This window comes from Streptomyces sp. NPDC005195 (assembly GCF_040608315.1).
In the GTDB taxonomy this organism is placed as follows: domain Bacteria; phylum Actinomycetota; class Actinomycetes; order Streptomycetales; family Streptomycetaceae; genus Streptomyces; species Streptomyces kaempferi.
In genome coordinates, this window is the sequence record NZ_JBEXHZ010000004.1 from 336,811 (window position 1) to 351,274 (window position 14,464).

The 14,464-nt window shown below is 67.5% G+C and carries 12 protein-coding genes and 4 pseudogenes; 7 read left to right on the forward strand and 9 right to left on the reverse strand.

Annotation, left to right across the window (positions count from 1 at the left end; translation table 11 throughout):
• From ABZV34_RS07770 to ABZV34_RS07780, 3 genes are read left to right on the forward strand one after another with little or no spacing between them, the layout of a single operon-like run.
• Positions 1–906: an NAD(P)-dependent oxidoreductase gene (locus ABZV34_RS07770; RefSeq protein WP_356272296.1), complete on the forward strand. Its 906-nt coding sequence runs from the start codon at positions 1–3 to the stop codon at positions 904–906.
• Positions 903–1,571, forward strand: coding sequence for a spherulation-specific family 4 protein (locus ABZV34_RS07775; protein ID WP_356272298.1), 669 nt, complete (start codon positions 903–905; stop codon positions 1,569–1,571). Before ABZV34_RS07770 ends, ABZV34_RS07775 begins: the two co-directional genes overlap by 4 nt.
• Entirely contained in the window at positions 1,568–2,407 is an 840-nt protein-coding gene (locus ABZV34_RS07780) for an endo alpha-1,4 polygalactosaminidase (RefSeq protein ID WP_356272300.1), read from the forward strand. Before ABZV34_RS07775 ends, ABZV34_RS07780 begins: the two co-directional genes overlap by 4 nt.
• A gap of 80 nt (positions 2,408–2,487) precedes the next feature.
• Here ABZV34_RS07780 and ABZV34_RS07785 read toward each other — a convergent pair.
• Positions 2,488–2,898: pseudogene (locus tag ABZV34_RS07785) on the reverse strand (site-specific integrase); the annotation flags it as partial.
• Positions 2,899–2,971: 73 nt separating this feature from the next.
• Here ABZV34_RS07785 and ABZV34_RS07790 point away from each other — a divergent pair.
• Positions 2,972–3,112 (forward strand): hypothetical protein, encoded by a 141-nt coding sequence (locus ABZV34_RS07790; RefSeq protein ID WP_356272302.1) that lies wholly within the window; start codon positions 2,972–2,974, stop codon positions 3,110–3,112.
• A gap of 108 nt (positions 3,113–3,220) precedes the next feature.
• Here the strand turns inward: ABZV34_RS07790 and ABZV34_RS07795 are convergent.
• The 4 genes and pseudogenes from ABZV34_RS07795 to ABZV34_RS07810 form a co-directional block, all read right to left on the reverse strand.
• A pseudogene (locus ABZV34_RS07795) lies at positions 3,221–3,472 on the reverse strand (hypothetical protein); the annotation flags it as partial.
• 357 nt (positions 3,473–3,829) lie between these two features.
• Positions 3,830–4,012, reverse strand: a pseudogene (locus tag ABZV34_RS07800) (DUF5615 family PIN-like protein); the annotation flags it as partial.
• Positions 4,012–4,647 carry a DUF433 domain-containing protein gene (locus tag ABZV34_RS07805; protein ID WP_356272304.1) on the reverse strand — a complete coding sequence of 212 codons (636 nt, stop codon included), beginning with the start codon at positions 4,645–4,647 and terminating at the stop codon, positions 4,012–4,014. The gene ABZV34_RS07805 and the pseudogene ABZV34_RS07800, both read right to left, overlap by 1 nt.
• Positions 4,648–5,006: 359 nt before the next feature.
• Positions 5,007–5,237: pseudogene (locus ABZV34_RS07810) on the reverse strand (integrase); the annotation flags it as partial.
• Positions 5,238–5,447: 210 nt separating this feature from the next.
• On the opposite strand from ABZV34_RS07810, the gene ABZV34_RS07815 reads away from it, so the two are divergent.
• Complete coding sequence (locus ABZV34_RS07815; protein WP_356272306.1) at positions 5,448–5,999, forward strand: GNAT family N-acetyltransferase; 552 nt, start codon at positions 5,448–5,450, stop codon at positions 5,997–5,999.
• Between the two features lie 469 nt (positions 6,000–6,468).
• Entirely contained in the window at positions 6,469–8,337 is a 1,869-nt protein-coding gene (locus ABZV34_RS07820; RefSeq protein ID WP_356272308.1) for a hypothetical protein, read from the forward strand.
• Positions 8,338–8,754: 417 nt separating this feature from the next.
• Here the strand turns inward: ABZV34_RS07820 and ABZV34_RS07825 are convergent, their stop codons facing one another.
• The 4 genes from ABZV34_RS07825 to mycP form a co-directional block, all read right to left on the reverse strand.
• Positions 8,755–9,234: a hypothetical protein gene (locus tag ABZV34_RS07825; RefSeq protein WP_356272310.1), complete on the reverse strand. Its 480-nt coding sequence runs from the start codon at positions 9,232–9,234 to the stop codon at positions 8,755–8,757.
• An 89-nt stretch (positions 9,235–9,323) separates the two neighbouring features.
• The gene (locus ABZV34_RS07830) at positions 9,324–11,147 is read right to left on the reverse strand and encodes an alpha/beta hydrolase (protein WP_356272312.1); all 1,824 of its coding nucleotides are present in this window, start codon (positions 11,145–11,147) and stop codon (positions 9,324–9,326) included.
• A gap of 9 nt (positions 11,148–11,156) precedes the next feature.
• Complete coding sequence (locus tag ABZV34_RS07835; RefSeq protein WP_356272314.1) at positions 11,157–11,615, reverse strand: hypothetical protein; 459 nt, start codon at positions 11,613–11,615, stop codon at positions 11,157–11,159.
• A 147-nt stretch (positions 11,616–11,762) separates the two neighbouring features.
• A complete protein-coding gene (mycP, locus tag ABZV34_RS07840) occupies positions 11,763–13,181 on the reverse strand; it encodes a type VII secretion-associated serine protease mycosin (protein ID WP_356272316.1) in 1,419 nt (472 codons plus the stop codon).
• A gap of 1,065 nt (positions 13,182–14,246) precedes the next feature.
• On the opposite strand from mycP, the gene ABZV34_RS07845 reads away from it, so the two are divergent.
• The coding region (locus ABZV34_RS07845) for a hypothetical protein (protein ID WP_356272318.1) at positions 14,247–14,464 on the forward strand (218 nt) is incomplete at its 3' end.

Here is a 14,464-nt window from a genome sequence, read left to right on the forward strand (position 1 = left end):
ATGCGCGTCCTCGTCCTGGGCTCCACCGGGTTCCTTGGCCGGCACCTCACGGATCACCTGCGTGCCCTGTCCGGCGTGCGGGTGCTCCGCGCCGGCCGCTCCCCGGGTGCCGACCTGCGGGTCGACCTCACCACCGCCACCGTTCCCGCTCTCGCCGCCGACCTGCGCACGCTGGCCCCGGACGCCGTCGTCAACTGTGCCGGCGCCGTCGCAGGCGGCCCGCTTCTGCTGGCGGAGACCAACGTCCGGGGGCCCGCCGTGCTGTGCGAGGCCCTGACCACGGCCGGTATCCCGGTACGCCTGGTCCATCTCGGATCCGCCGGCGAGTACGGGACGAACGCTGGGCAGCCGCTCGGCGAGGACTCCGCCACCTGCCCGCAGGGCGCCTACGGAGCCACCAAACTGGCGGGTTCGCTGACCGTCGCCGAGTCCGCCCTGGACGCCGTCGTCCTCCGGGTGTTCAACCCCCTCGGGCCGGGCTCGCCCGGCACCAGCCTGCCCGGGCGGCTCGCCGACGAGCTGCTGCGCGCCGGGCCGGACGGCGCGGTGCGGGTCGGTGACCTGTCCGCGTACCGCGACTTCGTCGACGCGCGGGACGTGGCCCGTGCCGCCGTCCTCGCCACCACCGCGCCCGGCTCGCTGCCCCGCATCCTCAACATCGCCGGCGGCAGCGCCACCCAGGTCCGCGAGGTCGCGGAAAGCCTGGCCCGGATCAGCGGGTTCCACGGGCGGATCGACGAGAACGGCACCGGTTCCCAGCGCTCGTCGGCCGTCTCCTGGCAGCAGGCGGACATCACAGCCGCCGCCACCGCTCTGGGCTGGCGACCCGAACGTACCCTCGCCACCTCGCTCGACGATCTGTGGACCTCGCGCACCGGCACGCCCCCGACCCCGTCCGCGGCATGACACACGGCCGACTGCTCGTGCCGCTGTACGTCCACCCCGCTGTGGACCCAGCGGCGTGGCAGGCTCTGACGCGGGTCCCGTCGCGGCTGTACGGCGTCGTGCTCAACGTCGCCGACGGCCCCGGCGCGACCCGCGACCCGGCCTTCGCCGCCGTCGCCGGGGCGCTGCGCGCGGCGGGCATACGCGTGCTCGGCTACCTCGACACCGCCTACGGCACCCGTCCCCACCAGGCGGTGCTCCACGAGCTGCGCCGCCACATCACCTGGTACGGAACCGACGGTGTCTTCCTCGACCAGACCGGCGCCGACGCCGGCCTGCTGCCGTACTACCGCGCGCTGGCCGACGAGGCCCGCGACCACGGCGTCGGCACCGTCACACTCAACCCGGGAGTCCACCCTGATCCCGGCTACGCCGCCATCGCCGATCTGCTGGTCACCTTCGAAGGGAACTGGCGGACCTACCTCGCCTCGGCCGTGCCCGCCTGGACCGCGGCGCACCCGCCGGCCCGCTTCTGTCATCTGATCCACGGCATCCCCGACGGCCTGTGCGACGTCGCCGCCCGCACCGCCCGGATCCGCCGAGCCGGCGTCCACTGCGCGGTACCGGGTGCGGGCGCGAACCCCTGGGCCGCCCTGCCCTCCGCCGTGAGGAGGGAAACCGCATGAGGTTCGCAACCCGCCCGTCACTCCTGCGGCCAGTCGTGTCGCTGCTGTGCGCGGGAGCGCTCGCGGGGCTGCTCACCGGGTGCGTCACCGTCCCGGACCGCACCTCCGACCGCGCTCCCGGCGGACACCCGTCGGCCGCACGCTGGCAACCGCGCCCCGGCACGGCCTGGCAGTGGCAGCTCAGCGGCCGCGTCGACACCCGCGTGGCCGTCCCCGTCTACGACATCGACGGTTTCGTGAACAGCGCCGCCGTCGTGCGACGCCTCCACAAGAGCGGCCGCAAGGTCATCTGCTACATCAACGCCGGTGCCTGGGAGTCCTTCCGCCCCGACCGCGGCGCCTTCCCCGCCTCCGTCCTCGGCCGCTCCGACGGCTGGAGCGGCGAGCGCTGGCTCGACATCCGCCGCCGCTCGGTGCTCCGCCCCATCATGGCCGCACGTTTCGACATGTGCCGGGCGAAGGGCTTCGACGCCGTCGAACCCGACCTCACGGACGCGTACACCAACGACACCGGCTTCCCGCTGACCGCCGCCCACCAGCTCGCCTACAACCGCATGATCGCGGACCTCGCACACGAACGGGGCATGGCCGTCGGCCTCAAGAACGACCTGGAACAGATCCCCGACCTGGTCGATGACTTCGATTTCGCGGTCAACGAGCAATGCGCGGAGTTCGACGAATGCCCGTCGCTGAGTCCCTTCATCAAGGCGGACAAGGCCGTCTTCCACGTGGAGTACAGCGAGCCCAAGCGCACGTTCTGCCCGATCGCCAAGCGGCTCGGCCTCGACTCGATGCGCAAAAGGCTCGCCCTGGGCCGCTGGCGCAGCCCCTGCTGAACCCCGCTGAAGTACCACGACAGGACGCACCTCCTCACAGTTCGTGAGGTGGGTGTGGCTGTCCGAAAATTTGGCGTGCCCTCGATCTCCCAGCCGTCCTGCACGAGTGGGGAGGAGACCGTGAGGGAGTGGGTGTCGCGGTTTGTCTCCGACCACGGCTGCCCGCACGCCTCGCCGCGCCGCAGGCCGCGGAAGGCGATCAGGTGCCACATCGCGTACAGCCGGTCCTCGGCGACGAAGTCGAGGAAGGCGCCGGTCTGCTGGGGCGTCCAGACCATCACGGGTGACGGCTTCTCGCCCGTCTGCTCCCACTTGGCCGTCCGCTCGTCCGTCCACACGAGCGCCTTCGGCTTGCGCACGGGATCGATCTCGACGTGGGCCGCCGGATTGAACGTGATGATCTGCTGCCCGATCGCGTCGTTCAGGGCCGCGCGGAGCGTGGCCCTGACGTGCAGGCGCGTGGCGGGGCCGGTGATGCGACGGAAGGGCGGCGACGAGCAAGCTGGCGTCTGGGCCGAGAACCCGACCCACCCCGACCGCGCGATCAGCCGCACTCCGCGTGCCGTGACCGCGCTGCACGAGGTCGGCCACGCCGCCGACGAGAAGCGCGCTCGACAGATCCTGCGCGATCTTGCCGATGAAGGGCTGCTGCTGCGCGTTGACGGGGAGCAAGCCCAATACCGTCCTACCGATCCGGAGGAGTAGAGGCCGCCGGACGGTGGCGCGCCGGCGGCGCCGGTCGCGGCGGCGCCCGTCATCACTTCGTCGTCTTCAGCAAAACAGGCTTCATCGAACTGCCCGGACCGACAGGACCTACGGCAGGGCCGTGCCCAGGGCGGTGTCCGTGTCCCGGCCGCCCCAGCCGTCGGTGGTGCGCCAGAGGATGTGGACGTTGTGGACGTCGAGCAGGGTCTCGGCCGACCAACTCTCGGCCGGCGGCTCGGAGAGGACCAGGTAGAGGCGGTCGGCGGGACTCGGCAGGGTGTGGTTGATCTCCAGGAGGCGTGCGGCACCCGAGCGGAGGTCGGCGTAGGAGGACTGGCCGGCACCGAGGACCTCGTAGAGGGGTGGTCGTCTCAGCTTTCCGCCGCGTCGGGATGCGGCGGAAAGCGGGGCCTTCGAAGCCCTGGGAAGCGTTGCTCGCCTACCGTGGCCAGTAAGGACGGCGGTGAGACCGACGGGTCCACACGCTCGAACCGGTGCTTGCTCACCGGGTTCAAGCCCTTGATGTGGATCAGCTGCTGGTGCGTCTGCTTCGCCGAGTTCACCGACGATCAGCGGCATCGCCGCGACCACCGCGCCCATCGCGCCCATCGCGCCCATCGCCAGGCCGAGGCCCGCCATACCCTTGTGGGCCTGGCTGAACCGGATGTGGTGCATGCCCGACTTCTTGATGGCCTCCGTCTCCGACGGATCCTCGAGCTGCCGGGCGTCTCTGGTCAGAAAGGCGTCGAAGCCGTTTCTCGCGGCATCGGGGAGAAGGGCGAGATCCTTCTTCCCCGCCCACCTGATCTCACTGACGTGCTTGACCTCGTGGCCGGGCAGGAGCCGTCTGAGCATCTCCAACACCTGTACGGGAACGTTCTCGTCGATGAGGATCCGCATCAGGCGGCGCGCGCTCCCGTGCTGTAGCTGTCCACGTAGAGGGCGAAGGAAGCCGCGTCGCGTGCGGCGTCCGCGGTGACGCCGGGGTAATAGTCGGCGATCCGCTCCGGCGGGATGCCGTCCTCGATCAGCTCCGCTACGGCGTCGAAGGGGATCCTCGTGCCCGTGATCACGGGCTGTCCGCCCTGGGTCTCGGGATCGACCGTGACGTGGTGCTTCGGCTGCAGCAGGTGCGGGACCACGACGCCGGCTCTGGGAGCGAACTCCTGGAGGATGTCAGCCATGGTGGCGATCACTCGTTGGCCAGGATGTTTGACCAGATCGGTGCCATGGTCATCGTGGCCCGCGAGGACGATCGAGTCGCCCTCGGCCACCAGGGCGTAGCTGGACAGGTGCTCGACCTCCCCGATCTTCTTCAGGGTGGCCAGGGCCACGCGGATCTTCTGGAGGGACACGTCCTGACGGAGGTGGGCGAACGCGCGTAGCGCGAGTACGTCTCGGAAGGAGTAAAGGGCCGGCCTGGTCGCCAGCTCGGGCCGAAGGACCGGCCCGTTACCCCGGTCCTGTCGCCACGTGCGCAGTTGCCCGACCGTCGCCCCGGAGAGGGCGGCAGCCATACGCGTCGAGTACGCCATCTGCTCCCTCCCCTCCCGGCCACGTGCTGTTGAGCGCCGTCATCCCAGTTTCCCGCGCGAGAACGCTACAGAACACCGACAACCCCGGCACTCCGGGTGCTCTACGCGAGGGCGAAGACGCGTCCAGCGTGCGTGAGCGATGCGTGAGCGGACGGGGCGGCATGGGATGGACCGGGTGGCACGCGGATCCAGAGGTGCAGGTCGCTGAACTGGGGAAACGGGATTCTGTGACATCGTCCGGTACCCGCCGTCACGATCTTGCGGGCCCTCGTAATGCGTAGGTCTCGGGTTCGAATCCCGAAGGCGGCTCTGTAGAAGCCCCAGGATTCTCACTCGCCGTGACCTGGGGCTTTTGCTTTTCATTGAATACGGCGGCGGCGCCGTGCACGAGCCGCGCGCCGGTCCCCAGTCTCATTCCCAGTCTCAGTCTCAGTTGCGGTCGCAGAGGCAGACGCTGGGGTGGGTGGGAAGGCGTCTCCCATGCGGCGCGTGGCGTCCTTCGGGAGGTGCGAGCGGCCCTTGACGCGGCGGCGCGTCCGACTGATGGGGGTGTGCCGCAGGATCTCCATGATCGTCGGTACGTCCGGACCGTGCCGGATGCGGACGTCACGGCGTTCGGCACCACCGGGGACCCGTTCGCCTCGTCGGGCCGCATGGCTACCGGCACCAGGATGCGGCGCCGTGGCCCACAGGGGCGTCATGGCCTAGCGGGCGCTCAGTGGTGCTCACGAAAAATCTGGTGAGCCGATTGACCGCACCGTTATGCTGCCTCGTCCTACAGGCCAGGGAGGCTCCGCACCATGAGCAGCAGCACGCCACCGTTTCCGGATCGGATCGAGCTCACAGGGGAAGGGCTCGTCCTGCGTGACTGGACGGAATCGGACCTGGCTGCGATGCCGGAGTTGTTCGACCATCCCGACATCGCGTACTGGACGCCGATCGTCTCTCCCTTCGACGAAGCGGCCGCTCGCGCACGGCTGGACCGCGACCGGCGGATGCGGGCGGAAGGCACGACCATCCTGCTCGCCATCACCGTCGACGGCTGCGCGCCGCTCGGCGAGGTGATGCTGCGGCGCGCTCCCGAGGGCACAGAGATCGGCTACGCGGTCGGCCCGGCGTACCGCGGCCAGGGGCTGGCCGTGCGGGCGGTGCGGGTGATGACCGCATATGCCTTCGAGCAACTGGGCGTGGAACAAGTGGTCCTGGAGTTGGAGGCCGAAAACGCCGCCAGCGTCGCCGTGGCCACCAAGGCGGGCTTCAGCCTGCTTGACCTTCCGCTCATCGAGGGGGAGGAGAAGGGGCGGCCCTTTGCCCTGCAGACGTGGGGCCTGCGGCCGGCCTTGTCAGGCTGATCAGGGTGATTGTCCGCCGCTGAAGAGGGGGCGTCCGGTCTAGTTCGGGAGGGCGTGCCGGCCGACACTCTCAACGATTTGCTCGGCAGCGAGGGCTTCGTAGGGACGGATGCGGCGTACGGCCTCCTGGCGCGGTAGTGGTTGCCGATCACTAGGCGGGGGCGGGAAAGGAGACTGCCCCTCCCCGCCCCAACGCATCGGACGTACCGCCCGACCGGACGCGAGCGGTCGTCATGGGAGCGCCCTGACACCATCGCATCGCTGCGGACGACATCCGAACAGCACGAGGGACAGGGCCGGTTGAGGTCCCGTACCGGTTCCATAAATCCGCTCGCTCACCTGCCGGGGGCAACCGCTAGAGTCCGGTGCGTTGCGTGATGTTCACAGCAACCGCACAAAAGAGCGCGGCCGGCCTCCGGAGAAACCCGGGGTGGCGCGGCCGCGCCATTCCCGTGGGGGGAATCCAGCAGTGAGAACACGCTCTTTGGTGTCGGCGGCCGTGTCCGCCGCACTGGGCGCCGCGCTCCTCGCCGCGCCCGCGCTGGCGTACGCGGCCGACGACGGTACGTCCGGGCAGGCCCCGGCGGCCACCGCGGCCTCGAACCCGCCGGCCGATCCGACTTCGGCGGATACGCCCACCAGCGACCCGTCCGGCACTCCTTCGGACACCCCGAACCCGTCCACCCCGCCCATCGGTGAACCGTCGGACACCCCGACCCCCACCGATGCGGCCCCGTCCGACCAGCCCTCCGGCGACCCGACAGTCGATCCGAGCAGCGGCGCGCCTGCCGACGGTGCCGCCGCCCCGGTGTTCGGCAACGTCGGTTCCGACCCTTCCGACGCCGGATTCGTGACGGTCGCCGTCTCCTCCGATTCGGCGATCACCGAGGTGTCCGCCGATCTGACCGAGGTGCGCGGCGCGAACCCGGCGACCGTCGCGGTCACCGGCTTCACGCTTGTCTCCGGCACGGCGCAGGACGGCGTCTGGCGCTCGCCCCGCATGTCACAACTGCCCTCGTACGGCAGCTATGACGTGACGGTCAGCGCCCACGACAGTGATGGCGACATCACCTCGTCAGCACATGCCACCACCGTGGACGTCGAGCCGAAGCCGGTCTTCGCCGACCGCAGCATCAGCCCCGCCGTAATGGACGTGGAGCACACGCACGTCGTGCTCAGCGGCCGCATCTCGCTCTTCGACCCGATCACCGGCGACACCTCGCCGCTGGCCGGCAAGACGCTGAGCGTGGTGGCCGAGTACGCCTACAGCGCCGTCACGGCCGCCGACGGCAGCTACGCGATCGACGTGGTACCGAAGTTGCACGGCGAGAACACCACGTCCGTGCCGGTCTCGCTCTCGTTCTGGATCGCCAACCCCGACGGCACGAACACCTATGTGCTCGTCGACAGCAAGGACCTGCCGGTCGTGGTCAGCCCGAGCCGGATCCGGCTGGACCACTCCAGCGTGCAGATCAAGTACGGCGCCAAGGCGTCCGCGTCCGGCGTCGTGGAGTACCTGTACAACGGCACCTGGCACCCGGCCAAGGGTGTCGCGCTCGACATGGGCTACTACGCCACGGCGACCAGCGGTGCCGGCGGGCGCTTCACCCTCACCGACCCGTACATGCCGTACGACGACAGCACGTACACGGTGGAGACCAGCCGCGACAGTTACCTGGCCGACCCGTATCTGTCCTTCTCGCAGACGAAGTTCAAGGTCGACGTCATCAACCGGACGAACATCTGTTTCTGTTCGAGCTGGATCGACGAGTACTCCAACCTGCACATCCAGGGCAGCTTGAGCGCCAGCAACGGCAAGGTGCCGCCGAACCGGAAGCTGTACCTCCAGCAATCCACTGACGGCAAGACCGGCTGGAAGTCGCTCGGCTGGTTCACCGCCAAGTCCAACGGCACCTTCGACCTCGACGGGTACGTGGCAGTGCCCAAGGGCTACTGGCGCCTGTACTCGACGGGGTCGTCGGACTACCAGTCCGGCTACTCCAACTCCGTGCACTTCAACCGCACCGCCACCCGGATCACCGGCTTCAACGCCGGTCCCGAGCCGGTGCGCAAGGGCCACACCGTGACCGCCACCGGCACCTTGCAGCGGCTGAGCGGCACGAAGTGGGTGGCGTTCGGCAAGCAGCGTGTCTACATCGTCTTCCAGGCCAAGGGCAAGAAGTCCTGGACGGGGCTGGGCTCCGTCAAGGCTGACTCGCACGGCCGCTTCACCGCCCACTTCACCGCGAAGCAGGACGGCACCTGGGTCGGGGTCTATCTCTCGTCCGGCTCCTACGTGGACGCCGAGAGCTACCACGACTACGTGGACGTGCGCTGAGCAGCGCTGGGTCACGAGTACCACGAAGGGCGCCCCGGAATCTCCGGGGCGCCCTTCGCCTTTGCGGCCTCATGGCTACGGGCCGCCAGGACCTCCGACTCCGTCCGGCCGGAATCCAGCTCAGCTCCGGCCCGCTCCCGCGAGTCGATCCGCGCCCCGCACACACGCCTGGAGTGGGTGCCCTTCCGACGTGGCTGCGACGACGCCGGGCTATCCACGGTTCTCTCAGCGTCCGGTAGGAAAGGGTTCTGCGGATGTGGGCGGACCGTAGCCAATGAACGGGACCCGAGCGGGCCCGCACAGACGTCGAAGAGGTCCTATCCCAGGTGGGTAGGGCCTTCGCTTCGCAAGGTCGATGCGCCGGAGCCGACTCCGCGTTCGCCGCTGACCAGGACTCCCGTCTCGGAGCCGGCCTCTTCAGGTCCCGCTCGGGGAGGCGGAAGGAACGGGGTCGCTTGACGACCAGAAGTCGGAGTGGACATTCGGGTCCGGAATCTGCTTTCCCGCGTAGTTCGGCCCCACCGTCTTCGAGGTAGGGGGTGATACCGAAGACTTTTCCACGCAAGGTGTCGCAACCTCGAAGAACGCCTGACCATTTCCGCCGATCAGGACGCGCATGTTGAATTTATCCGATGTCTGGAAATATATGGCAGGACTACTCGCGTTCCGATTCACGCCGATCTGCTTGTGACCCTGCGATTTCCAGTAACGCTCCACCACGCCAAGGAAACTTCCTCGACGCTCTTTCGAGACTACGGTCATTACCGCCCGCCGTCGCGACACATCGCAACTGCCCTTGGTCGACTCGCCGTGCGTCCAATGCACAGGTGGCTTGATCGCGGAGAATGTGTCGTCCAAGATCTTGTCGGCGCGCTCTGCGGCCCCTTGCATGTCCATTTTTTGCGATTCCCCCCCAAGTGTACTCTCCGCGGAGCTGCATCCAGTCAACAGTAAAGCCCCTACCAGAAGCGAAGGGTATATGGTCCTCACCGCGACTGCTCCAAAGTGATCTCGTCAGATTTCCCAGTAACGATCCTGGCGATATTGTCGGCCGAGATCTGATCTTTTGTCGGTGTGAAGTAGTTGGAGTGAGCCTGCATCTTCCCGTGATCTTCAAGAAGAGTAGGGCCGTCACTCACTTGGAATCTTGTAGCGCCGAACGCCTTGCTGGCGGGATCCTTGCCGAACCAGAGATCATCGCCGCCCGGATCGGTCGCGCTCCCACCGGCAGTAGCGCCGAGCACGGCTCCAGCAGGTCCGCCTGCGACAAGACCAAGAGCACCGCCGGTGAGCGCACCAGCGCTCTGCTCCTTGGCGGGTGCCATGGTGACGACGTCGTGGTTGGCTGCTCCCACAAACACATGCCCCTTACCCACGTTCAGCTGATCTGCGGAATCCGCCCCCGTTCCGGGGCTCCCTACGAGAATGATGTCATCGGCCCCAGGGATTCCGCCCTTTTCTTGGGCTGCGAGACCAACGGTGAGTGATCCATATGAATGCCCGATAGCGGTGACATGGGGGTCGCCATTTTGGTGTGTCGCCGAGATTCCGGCCATGAATTCGTCGTAAGTGGGTGCTCCGGCTTCGGCGTCATCCCTGAACATGACACTCCTACTGGTCAGCATGTCGCCCGCACTGAGTTGGGGTGCGTCATATCCAAGCCAGACGATCGACGAAGTAGAGCTGTGTGGACTGATTTCCCCGGCGGCAAGGGCTGTATCCTGAGCTCGTTTCATTGTTGAGTCGACGAAATCCCCGTTAAGCGCTGTAGTGAGTCCTGGGACGTAGGCTGAAATATTTTTTGAAGTGTCCGGGTTTCCGTAGGCGACAATTGCGCGTCCGTTTCCTTCGTCGCCGATGCCCAGTAGGTACATGGGTGGCTGGCCGCCAGTGAGAAGATTCTCTTGGATTCCCTTCAATCCATCCAACTTTGTCTGTGAATCGTCATCGTGCTGACCTTCCAGCTTCGCGATGAGCATCTGCAGATTTTCGCGATTCGCTTCGTCGCGCACAACAGATGGAATTCCGTCCAGATTTCCGATGACCTCGGGAAACCCTCTTTTGTATTCGTCGCGCTCCTCATCGCTGAGGTCATCCCACCATTTTTTGCGGTCACTGGGCGACTTATCCAACGGAATATGGCGAAGGAGATATTCGCGAGCGGCCGAGCTGACGTCCTCGGCATCGGCTGCCACATTCGCCCACGTTCTCGCGTTGACCGTCAGCCCAGGGGCCGCCTTGAGCTTCCCCAGCGCCTCGCTGTACCGCTCGTCGATCTCCGTGGCTTCCTGTAGGGCGTGGGCGATACGGTCCGCGATGTCCTGGGCCTTCGCGCGGTGGGGATTGGGGCTGTGCAGGCCGGAGGTGTCCGGGCCAGGCCCGGGGGTATACCTGCCGGTGTTGCCAATGATCGTTCCGCCGGGAATCTTGTCACCGGTCAGTTCGTTCTCACCGCCGACGGGATACGTGATGCTGCCATCCTTGTCGACGAGGTACGCCAATGCGTCCGCGTCTTCCAGCGCCTCGAGTAGATGCTTCTTGGGCACGGCCATTTCGGACGAGAAGCCGTTGAGCGCCCCACTGATCAAACCGCACTCCACCTGGGAGTAGTGGAAGTTCTCCGACAGCTTCTGAAGCTGCCTGAGCGCCGCGTCCGCGGCCGCGCCCTCGTTCGCCTTGTGCATGTCCGTGGTGATCTGCTTGTCGATGCGGCCCTTGGCTGCGTCAGCCATGTCACTAACCACGCGGTAGCCGTCCGCCGCTTCCGCAAATTCGGACGCTTTGATGACCTTGAGTGTCTTGAGGTCCATGCCTCCAGATCACCGACCCTTGCCCGAGCCACCGGAAGTGGCTGTGTCCTCGGAGTGGACCTTCAGCTTGGCGATCTCGGCTTTGATGGCCTCGTCAGTCCTCAGTTGGTCGTTACCCGTCTTCTCCAGCACTCCGGCGAGTCCATCGCAGAGTTCACCGATGTCCTTCATTCGGCGCTCCCAGGAGTAGTACACGCCCTTTTGAGCAACTGCGGTCAGACACCCGGAACCCTTGGCGAGCCCCGTCTGTCCATCATCCAGCTTCGTCAGCGCTTTTCCGGTGTTGTCCCGCAGATCGCCAACACCTTCCGCCGCCTTGGTCCACGCCCCCTTGTCGGACCTCAGCGTGCCGCCACTGCGACCGGGAGTGGAGCCTCCGGGGTCAGCGGGCAGCTGGTTGAGCTGCATCTGCGTGGTGTGCCGCTCGGCCGCTGCAGTCTTGAGCTGCTCCCATTCATCCCACGCCATGCGTTTCCCCCTCCCCGTGGCTCGTCGTGCGGCGACGAGCTGGTGTGAACGTGCGACAGCAAGGTTGCGGTGATCGAGAAATAACGTAACGTCCGTTCATCACGTGGCCTATCCGTACCGGCAACCATCGCGCCTGAGTATCTGTACTCATGCGGAACCACGGCCTCGGTCGGACGGGCTGACGCGGCCCGGTGTGCTTGGGGTTGCGTTCGGAGGCTGTGTGAACCCCGATGCCAGGCGGGGGAATTGGCGTGAGTTCGTCATGGACGCCTCGACTGATTCTGCGGAAGCCCGACGTCTGCGGATGCCTACGGCGATCGAGATGGCCGTTCCGAGGAATGCGACGGCGCCGGTGCCCAGCGAGATCCAGCGACTGCTGCCGTCCTCGGACTCGGCGGAGTTGTCTTCCTTCGCGGGAGCACCGATGTCAACGGTTTTTGAGGTTTCTGGAGACGGCGACTTCGAAGCCGCGGCCGTGAGGTCCGGGAGGGGGTACATGTCGGCGACGCCGGGATTGCCGGGCCTCTGCAGGGCGATGCGCGGGCGGACGATGCCGTAGCCGATGGAGTCGTTGCGCTTGGCACCGTTGGTCGGGCCGCCGATGGTGTTGAGCATGACCCGTAGGACCTGGTTGTTGGTCCAGGTCGGGTGTTGGGACCAGATCAGGGCGGCGCTGGCGGAGGTCAGGGCGGTGGCGTCGCTGGTGCCGTGACTCTTGCACAGGCCGGTCTCGTTCCCGCAGGCGTGGACGATCCCTTCGCCTGGCGCGGCCATGTCCACCTGGGGGCCGTGCTGGGACTCGGCGGTCCTGCGGAGATCCTTGCCCACCGCGCCCACGCCGACCACGCCCGGGGTGGCGCCGGGATATTCGAGACTATTGCTTTTGTCTCCGCTGTTACCGACTCCCGCGAAGATCAATGAGCCTCTTTCCAGCGCGTATTTCACCGCCGAAGTCAGCTTCGATGAGCTTACTGGTGCTGCTTCGGAGATATTGATGACCTGAGCGCCCGCCTCCGCCGCGTACCGGATCCCCGCTGAGGCCGCCTCGTTGAACCGTTTGTCGCCCTCGGCCTGGTTGACTCCGCCCGACTTGGGCATCCGGATGGGGAGGATTTTTGCTCCAGGTGCGAGGCCGAAGGCGCCCTTTCCGGCGCCGTAGGCGCCTGTGCCGGCGATCAGACCGGCCATGCCCGTGCCGTGACCGTCGTAGTCGGTGTGCTCGTCACCTGGCTGGTCCGGGGCGAAGTCCCACCCCGACAGGATGCGGCCCCTCAGGTCGGGATTACTCGGGTCCACACCGGTGTCGATCACGGCGACCGTGACGCCCTTGCCGGTGCTGGTCCGCCATATCTGCTCGGCCTTCATAGCATTGAGGAACCACTGCTGCTCACGGACCGATTCCGCATGGGCCGGCGCACCTGCGGCGCCCACCAGCAGCAGGCCGAGAACCGCCGATGCCGCAGTCCGACAGCGCCTGCGTCGAGTACTCCCCATGAGCTTGTGATCCTTGCCTTCCCTGTGTTTCAGTCGATGACTGGCGGCACGGTTCGACGGCCGCGTTGCCACCAGGTTTCTTCGTCCTCGACCGGGCGGCGGGGCCGTCCGCTTTTGGTGTCCGTACGCGGCGTGGAGGGCGGCTGAGTACGGGACGTGCCGCCGCTGCGACCCTGGCCCAGGCGCGCCGCGCTGGGCGTACCACCCGAGATGCCGCCTCGCACTGCAGCGCCGGCGTTACCGGGCGCGCCAGAAACGCCGCGCGTGGCCGGGCTCGCTTGCGCCCGTCTCGGCTGCGGTGAACTGCTGCCGACGACGCCCCCACTCGTGAGGGCGCGCCCAGGAACCTGGGTCTGCCGACCAACTGGCGGCCTGGCAGTGCCGGAAGCCGAAGCAGGGCCAATCGGGCCGCCCTCGGCCGTACCCTCGTCGCCCGCGACCGTGCCTCGCGGGATGCCCCTCATCGGCCTGCTTGAGGGAGACGTGACTGGACGGCCACCGACAATTCCGGTGCCGCCCGGCACACGACCGGGGTTCGCGGCAGAGACTCCTTGGCCTGGCAGCACGGATGCCCTTCCGGCCGCCGCCGCCCGTCTTGGGCCCGCTGGACTGGCAGGAGTACCCGCACCGCCTTCAGATCCCGAGGGGATCAACCCTGTTGGTGGAGTCACCCAGCCGTCTGCCCGAGCGGGTAGGGGCGGATGGTCTGCGCTATCCACCCGCGTCTGCGGGGAGCGCGGCAGCGTCGCCACTGAGTCGATGTCCACTCGGGTCGGTGGCGCGACGTCCCCGAGCGTGGGGCGCCCAGGGGGAGCCGCGCCACGAGACGACCGCCGCGTCTGTCCCGTGGTGGCTACGTCCGAAGCCGCACCGAGCCCATGTGCCACGAAGGCGGAGCCGACGACGGCCAAGGCAGAGCCCTGCTGTGTACTGCAACTTCGGGCCAGGCTGATCCGCGCGTCAATCGGTGTCAACTCTTCCGGCATGATGGCTGCCGGCGGTGGAGGGAATCTGGGTCTTTCCAGTCCGTCCAGTTGCGTCGCCGACAGGCGGTACGCCTGTCCCAGCTTCGTCATCTGGGCGGCGGCCTCCCGGCGGACCTTCTCCTTGTCGGCGGCGAGGGCCGCGAGTTCGGCCGTGGACCTGTGGGTCACCGTCGCCGCGTCGGGGTCGTTGTGGGCCACTGTCGCCGCGTCCAGGTTCGCCTGCGCGCCCGCCTGGTCACGAGGGATCGACGCCTGGGCCCGGGCGATCGCGTCCGAGGCGTGTCCCAGCCACGCCCCGGAGTCCTCGCCGAAGTCACCCAGCCGCAGCGTCGCGTTGGCCAGGTCGCCGCTCCACGAGCGGAACGCGTC

Coding starts and splice junctions, on each gene's coding strand:
- ABZV34_RS07805 (WP_356272304.1), bottom strand. CDS start 4,647: ATGGCGTACTCGACGCGTATGGCTGCCGCCCTCTCCGGGGCGACGGTC.
- ABZV34_RS07775 (WP_356272298.1), top strand. CDS start 903: ATGACACACGGCCGACTGCTCGTGCCGCTGTACGTCCACCCCGCTGTG.
- ABZV34_RS07770 (WP_356272296.1), top strand. CDS start 1: ATGCGCGTCCTCGTCCTGGGCTCCACCGGGTTCCTTGGCCGGCACCTC.
- ABZV34_RS07825 (WP_356272310.1), bottom strand. CDS start 9,234: ATGGACATGCAAGGGGCCGCAGAGCGCGCCGACAAGATCTTGGACGAC.
- ABZV34_RS07835 (WP_356272314.1), bottom strand. CDS start 11,615: ATGGCGTGGGATGAATGGGAGCAGCTCAAGACTGCAGCGGCCGAGCGG.
- ABZV34_RS07780 (WP_356272300.1), top strand. CDS start 1,568: ATGAGGTTCGCAACCCGCCCGTCACTCCTGCGGCCAGTCGTGTCGCTG.
- ABZV34_RS07815 (WP_356272306.1), top strand. CDS start 5,448: ATGAGCAGCAGCACGCCACCGTTTCCGGATCGGATCGAGCTCACAGGG.
- ABZV34_RS07830 (WP_356272312.1), bottom strand. CDS start 11,147: ATGGACCTCAAGACACTCAAGGTCATCAAAGCGTCCGAATTTGCGGAA.